Source organism: Bacteroidota bacterium, from assembly GCA_030706565.1.
Lineage (GTDB): Bacteria > Bacteroidota > Bacteroidia > Bacteroidales > JAUZOH01 > JAUZOH01.
Window position 1 is genome coordinate 1 of record JAUZOH010000196.1, and the last position, 7,110, is coordinate 7,110.

A 7,110-nucleotide genomic window follows, 5' to 3' on the forward strand; every position below is an offset into this window, starting at 1 on the left:
ATGAGTCTGACAGAAAAAATACTTTATGCTCATTTGTCTAAGGAAAGCCACAGCCATATTTTTACCAGAGGTGGAGACTATGTCAACTTTAATCCCGATCGTGTTGCTATGCAGGATGCAACAGCGCAGATGGCATTGCTGCAGTTTATGCAGGCCGGAAGAAAAAGAACTGCCGTACCTGCTACTGTTCACTGCGATCATTTAATAAAAGCCAAAAACGGTGCAGCCGAAGATTTAAAAAATGCCTTGGAAATCAATAAAGAGGTTTATGATTTCCTGTCGTCTGTGACCAATAAATATGGAATAGGTTTCTGGAAACCGGGAGCAGGTATTATTCATCAGGTTTTATTGGAAAATTATGCCTTCCCCGGTGGAATGATGATTGGAACGGATTCGCATACCGTAAATGCCGGCGGCCTTGGAATGTTGGCCATAGGGGTTGGAGGTGCTGATGCTGTAGATGTAATGGTTGGAATGCCTTGGGAGCTTAAATTCCCCAAACTTATTGGTGTTAAATTAACCGGTAAACTTAACGGATGGGCATCTCCCAAAGATGTTATTTTGAAAGTGGCCGGTTTACTTACGGTAAAAGGAGGAACCGGTTGTATCATTGAATATTTTGGCCCTGGTGCCGAAACAATTTCCTGCACCGGTAAAGCTACCATTTGTAACATGGGTGCTGAAGTCGGGGCAACAACTTCTGTATTCGGGTATGATCAGAAGATGTCGGACTACCTTCGTAAGACCAATCGTGCCGATGTGGCTGATGCTGCCGATGAAATTGCAGACTGCCTGAAAGCTGATCCTGAATTTTATGCTTCAGCCGAAAAATATTTCGATCAAGTGATGGAAATTGACCTTTCAACCCTAGAGCCTCATATCAACGGGCCGTTTACTCCCGATAAGGCATACAGCATATCCGAATTTGCCAAAGCCGTCAGGGAAAATGATTACCCCGCAAAGCTGGACGTGGCTTTGATAGGTTCCTGCACAAATTCGTCTTATGAGGATTTGAGCCGTGCGGCTTCTATCGTTAAACAGGCCCTGGCTAAAGGCCTGAAATTAAAATCCGGATATATCATCACTCCCGGTTCAGAACAGGTACGTTTGACCGTTGAACGTGACGGGTATTTTGATTTGTTCCGGGAAGCAGGAGCAAAAATTGTGGCTAATGCCTGTGGGCCCTGCATTGGACAGTGGGACAGGGAAGGAGCTGAAAAGCAGGAGAAAAATTCCATCATTACTACTTTTAACCGGAATTTTGCCAAACGTAATGACGGTAACCCTAATACCTACGCATTTGTAAGTACGCCCGAACTGGTTACTGCACTTGCATTTGCCGGCAACTTAAACTTTAATCCCCTTACCGATTCTTTGATTAATGAAAAGGGCGAGAAAGTAAAACTTGATCCTCCTTCAGGCAGTGAGCTTCCCTATAAAGGTTTTGAACGTGAAATCAGTGGCTATCAGGCTCCGGCTGAAGATGGAAGTGATATAGAGGTGAAGATAAATCCTGAATCTGAACGCCTGCAAATACTTACCCCGTTTTCTGCTTGGGATGGAAAGGATTTGAAAGGCCTTCATCTTTTAATTAAAGCTAAGGGGAAATGTACAACGGATCATATCTCCATGGCGGGTCCCTGGCTTAAGTACCGTGGCCATCTTGACAATATCTCGAACAATATGCTGATTGGCGCAGTGAATGCTTTTAACGGAAAGACCAATAGCGTTAAAAATCAGCTTGACGGGAATTATACTGCTGTTCCTGATTGTGCCCGGGCTTATAAAAAAGACCTGTCCTTTTCCATTGTCGTTGGCGACGAAAACTATGGCGAAGGTTCTTCCCGCGAACATGCTGCCATGGAACCCAGAAATCTTGGGGTAAAGGTGGTGCTTGCTAAGTCATTTGCCAGGATTCATGAAACGAATTTGAAAAAACAGGGCATGCTGGCACTTACATTTGCCAATAAAGCCGATTATGATAAAATATTGGAAGACGATACCATCGATGTATCAGGATTGACTACCTTTGCAGAAGGAACCCAGCTTACCTTAACCTTTCACCATGCTGATGGTGCGTCAGATGCCATTGTGGCCAATCATACCTACAATGCCCATCAGATTGAGTGGTTTAAGGCAGGTTCTGCACTGAATCTTATTAAAAAAAGAAATGTATAAATCCTTTTGCTTTTTAATCCTCATTCTGTTTTGTTCATTCAGGCTTACCGCACAGGAAACTAATCCTGAGGTAAGCGGCAATGAACATGTTTTACAGGGATTGTTTTTAAAACTCCACCAGGCTGCTACTGACGAAGGAAAAGACAGCATCAATGGGAATATTTTGAAGTTAATGAACCAGACTTTGTTGAAGTCAGGTTCTTTTTCCTGGCCTTTTGATTCTTTGAAAACCATGGGTAAGCTTACTTCGTCGGATAATCAGGTCAGGCTTTATACCTGGAATATCCCATTTTCAGATAATACCTATAAATATTTCGGATTTATTCAATATTTTTCTTCCAGACAAAAGAAATACCTGATTTATCCATTGATTGATAAATCAGCAGAAATTACTAATCCTGAATATGCCCCATTGACAAACAACCGTTGGTTTGGATCTTTATATTACGAAATTATTCCGGTAAAATATAAGTCGGACCGGTATTATACTTTGTTGGCCCTTGATTATAATAATCTATTTACAAGCAAAAAGATTGTTGATGTCCTGTATTTCGACAAATCAGATTTCCCTCATTTTGGTGCAGCCATTTTTCAGGTAAACAATCAATTAAAAGACAGGATAATCTTTGAGTTTTCTGCCAGGGCTATTATGACCCTGCATTTTGATAATGATTTGAAAATGATTACCTTTGATCATCTCTCGCCGGCTGAATCAAAATATACCGGGAATTATGAATATTACGGCCCTGATTTTTCCTATGATGGATTGAAATTTAAGAAAGGCAGGTGGAGTCTTGTTCCTGACATTCCTGTGCGTAATGCAAAATGATTTATGACTATTTGTCAGATAAATTCTTTTGGCATACACTTTGAAAAAAATCTCCAAATTTAAATGTTTAACTCCAAAACCATTATATTATGCAAAAAGGAAAAATTGGTGTTACTACTGAGAACATATTTCCTATTATTAAACAGTTTTTGTATTCCGATCATGAGATATTTCTTCGTGAGGTAATTTCAAATGCTGTAGATGCCACCCTGAAGCTGAAAACCCTGGCATCAACCGGCGATTTTAAAGGCGAAATGGGCGATTTAACCATTCATGTTTCGCTGGATACCAAAGCCGGAAGCCTGACAATTTCCGACAGGGGAATTGGAATGACAGCCGATGAGATTGATCAATACATCAATCAGATTGCTTTCTCGGGTGCAGAGGAATTTCTTCAGAAATATAAAAATGAAGCAAACGGTATTATTGGCCATTTCGGACTGGGTTTCTATTCTGTATTTATGGTATCCGAAAGGGTTGAAATATATACCAAATCCTACAAGGAAGATTCTGCTGCTGTTAAATGGACCTGTGATGGCAGTCCCGACTATTCCATCGAAGATTGTGAGAAGGCCGGCAGGGGATCGGATATAGTGCTTTATTTTGATAAGGATTCCAAGGAATTTTGTGATGAAAACCGTATTTACGAGCTGCTTCGTAAATATTGCAAGTTCCTGCCTGTTGAAATTGCTTTTGGCAAAGAAAAGGAATGGAAAGACGATAAGGAAGTTGAAACCGGCAAGGACAGGATCATCAACAATACCAAACCTGCCTGGACACAGAAACCTTCTGAACTGACGGATGAAGATTACAAGAAATTTTATGGCGAACTTTATCCGGTGCACGATGAGCCTTTGTTCTATATTCACCTGAATGTGGATTATCCTTTCAACCTGACCGGTATATTATACTTCCCGAAAATCAAAAACAACGTGGAAATCCAGAAGAACAGGATACAGCTGTATTGCAACCAGGTGTATGTCACCGATTCGGTTGAAGGAATTGTCCCTGATTTTCTGATGTTGCTTCATGGCGTGCTCGACTCGCCCGATATTCCATTGAATGTATCGCGCAGTTACCTGCAGAGCGATTCGAATGTGAAGAAGATCTCAGCACATATCACCAAGAAAGTAGCCGACCGACTGAGCGAAATATTTAAAAGTCAACGGCCTGAGTTCGAGAAAAAATGGGACGATCTTAAGTTGTTTATCGAATATGGGATGGTTTCAGACGAGAAATTCTATGAGAGAGCAGAAAAATTTGCTCTTCTTAAGAATACAGATGGCAAATATTTCACTTTTGAAGAATACAAGGAATTAATCAAAGACAACCAGACGGATAAGAACAAGAATCTGGTTTATCTCTATGCAACCAACAAGGAAGAACAGTTTAGTTTTGTGGAAACTGCTAAAAACAAGGGATATGATGTGCTGTTGATGGATGGTCAGCTGGATGTACATTACCTGAATTTGTTGGAACAGAAGATGAAAGATACACGTTTCATCCGCGTTGATTCCGATGTGATCGATCACCTGATCCAAAAGGAGGAAAGCCATCAGACTGAACTTTCGGGTGAACAGCAGGGCAGGCTTCGTTCTGTGTTCCAGAGCCAGCTTCCCAATAAAGAACATTTCTTTGTAAGTTTTGAAGACCTGGATGAGAAAGATGCTCCTATGGTGATTACCCAATCCGAATTTATGAGGAGGATGAAAGATATGGCCTCCATTTCTGGAGGAATGAATTTCTACGGAGAAATGCCTGACAGCTACAACCTGGTTGTCAATGCCAAACACCCTCTGGTTAAAAGGGTGATGGATGATGCTGAAACTGCCGTTGGCACTGAAGTGTCAAAGATTAATGAGAAGATGAAGCCTATCCAGTCCAATAAAGCTGATATCGAAAAGACTTTTAAGGACAAGAAACCTGAGGAAATCCCACAGGATGATAAGGACCGTGTTGCAGACCTGGATAAAAAGATCAAGGAACTGACCGATAAGAAGGAAAGTGTACTCAATAATTATGCTAAAGAAAATAAGCTGGTAAGGCAATTAATAGATTTGGCTTTACTCTCCAATAATATGCTGAAGGGTGAGGACCTGACCAAATTTGTAAAGCGTAGTATTGAATTAATTTAAGTTTAAAGTTTAAAGCTGGGGATTTAGTAAGCTGAAAAAGAGTCTGTACCATTCTGCAGACTCTTTTTTTAATAAAATATTTTTTGCATTTCTTTTCTTATTACTTCAATAGCAATATGTGTGGGGGCTTTGCCGACTTCCATTACCATTTCCAGAATGGTACGGCTAAGGTTTATTGCAGGAGATTCGGGTTTCACTTTCTCTGCAGCTAAATTGATGATTTTAACCATGTTCCCTTTTGCATTTCTAACAACTTCCCAGGTTTCGGATGAAAAATAAAGTTGTTGGGAAAAATTATGCTCAAACTCATTCCGGATGGTACTGAGCATTTCTGCTTGCAATTGCCTGCAGGTGTAATGGGGATTATTAACTCTTACCAGGAGGGATTCAGGAGATATCCTCTCCAGGAATAAAATGATACGTTCATAAGCTTGCAGTCGAAGAGGGGTGATTTGTTTTTGGTTTTGCAGGACCAATTCCTGTTTCCTCTTTTTTTCTTCATTCTGCAGAAACATTTTTAACATAAAATACGCAGTTATAAATACTACTACAGAAGGCAGGGTATATTTTAATATCTCTAATAACTGATCCATTTTTCTTTGTTTTTGTAGGCAATATTAAACAAATTCTGTATAAAACTTAATGGATCTTCTGAAAAAGTAATCAAAAAGTATTAATTTTAATGCCATAATTTTGCAGATAGTCAGATATCTGATTATCTGTGGCTAAAGAACTTAAGATCATTAACATTCAATAATATATTGAAAAAAGACAAATATTTATGATGGAAAAAGTATCACAGAGAATAGCCAATCTGGCCAGTTCGCAAACGGTTGCAATGAACCAAAAAAGCAAAGAGCTTCAGGCACAGGGAATAGATATTATAAACCTGAGTGTAGGAGAACCCGATTTTTTTACTCCGGATCATGTCAAAAAGGCAGCTAAAAAGGCTATTGACGATAATTTTTCATTTTATTCCCCTACTAATGGTTTTAAGGATCTTTTAGAGGCCATTGTCCAAAAATTCAAAAAAGAAAATAATCTTGATTTTACCACCGACCAGGTTATGGTATCCAATGGCGGTAAGCACGCAATCGCCAATGTGTTGATGTGCCTGGTTGATAAAGGTGATGAAGTAATTATCCCTGCTCCTTATTGGGTGAGTTATTCTGAACTTGTAAAATTGGCCGAAGGCGTTAATGTCATCGTTCCTACTACATTCGGGAATGATTTTAAGATGACCGCTGATCAGCTGGAAAAAGCCATCACTCCTAAAACAAAGGCCCTGATTCTCTGTTCGCCTTGCAATCCTACCGGATCGGTTTATTCGCATGATGAATTAAAAGCTCTTGCTGATGTGTTGGATAAACATAAAGATGTATTCATCCTTTCTGATGAGATTTATGAGCATATCAATTATGTCGGGAAACATGAAAGCATTGCCCAGTTCGAATTTTTGAGGGACAGGGTGGTCGTGATCAATGGCGTTTCAAAAGGTTATGCCATGACCGGCTGGAGAATAGGTTATATTGGCGCTCCTAAATGGATTACCAAAGCTTGCAGTAAGCTGCAGGGCCAGATGACCACCGGTGCTTCTTCTATAGCCCAGAAAGCAGCTGTGGCTGCCCTTACTTCTGAAAACAGCTATACCCTGATGATGAGAGATGCATTTAAACGCCGCAGGGATTTGGTGCTTGGAAAACTGGGGGAAATCAAAGGACTGAAAGTTAATAAACCTGAAGGCGCTTTTTATGTTTTCCCCGATGTCTCGGCATATTTCGGCAAATCGGATGGGAGTTCTACAATTAATAATTCAAGTGACATGTGCCTATATCTTCTAAATAAAGGCCATATTGCAACCGTTCCCGGTTCTGCCTTCGGTGACGATCACTGCATCCGCATTTCGTATGCCACTTCAGATGAAAATCTTGCAGAAGCCATGAAAAGAATGAAGGCTTCATTGGAAAA

The 7,110-nt window shown here is 40.3% G+C and carries 5 protein-coding genes; 4 read left to right on the plus strand and 1 reads right to left on the minus strand.

Annotated features, from left to right (window positions below; translation table 11 throughout):
- The 3 genes from Q8907_10520 to htpG form a co-directional block, all read left to right on the plus strand.
- The coding region (locus tag Q8907_10520; GenBank protein ID MDP4274701.1) for an aconitate hydratase at nt 1-2,178 on the plus strand (2,178 nt) is incomplete at its 5' end.
- On the plus strand, nt 2,171-3,007 hold the full coding sequence (locus tag Q8907_10525) for a hypothetical protein (GenBank protein MDP4274702.1): 837 nt from the start codon (nt 2,171-2,173) through the stop codon (nt 3,005-3,007). The genes Q8907_10520 and Q8907_10525, both read left to right, overlap by 8 nt.
- Nucleotides 3,008-3,096: 89 nt before the next feature.
- Nucleotides 3,097-5,142: a molecular chaperone HtpG gene (htpG, locus tag Q8907_10530; GenBank protein MDP4274703.1), complete on the plus strand. Its 2,046-nt coding sequence runs from the start codon at nt 3,097-3,099 to the stop codon at nt 5,140-5,142.
- Between the two features lie 68 nt (nt 5,143-5,210).
- Here the strand turns inward: htpG and Q8907_10535 are convergent, their stop codons facing one another.
- Entirely contained in the window at nt 5,211-5,735 is a 525-nt protein-coding gene (locus Q8907_10535; GenBank protein ID MDP4274704.1) for a hypothetical protein, read from the minus strand.
- A gap of 191 nt (nt 5,736-5,926) precedes the next feature.
- Here Q8907_10535 and Q8907_10540 point away from each other — a divergent pair.
- Nucleotides 5,927-7,110 (plus strand): pyridoxal phosphate-dependent aminotransferase (locus tag Q8907_10540; GenBank protein ID MDP4274705.1); only part of this gene is annotated, 1,184 nt, incomplete at its 3' end.

Bases quoted from the DNA above. Each gene is read 5' to 3' on its own strand.
- Q8907_10535 (MDP4274704.1), bottom strand. From the start codon at position 5,735: ATGGATCAGTTATTAGAGATATTAAAATATACCCTGCCTTCTGTAGTA.
- htpG (MDP4274703.1), top strand. From the start codon at position 3,097: ATGCAAAAAGGAAAAATTGGTGTTACTACTGAGAACATATTTCCTATT.
- Q8907_10525 (MDP4274702.1), top strand. From the start codon at position 2,171: ATGTATAAATCCTTTTGCTTTTTAATCCTCATTCTGTTTTGTTCATTC.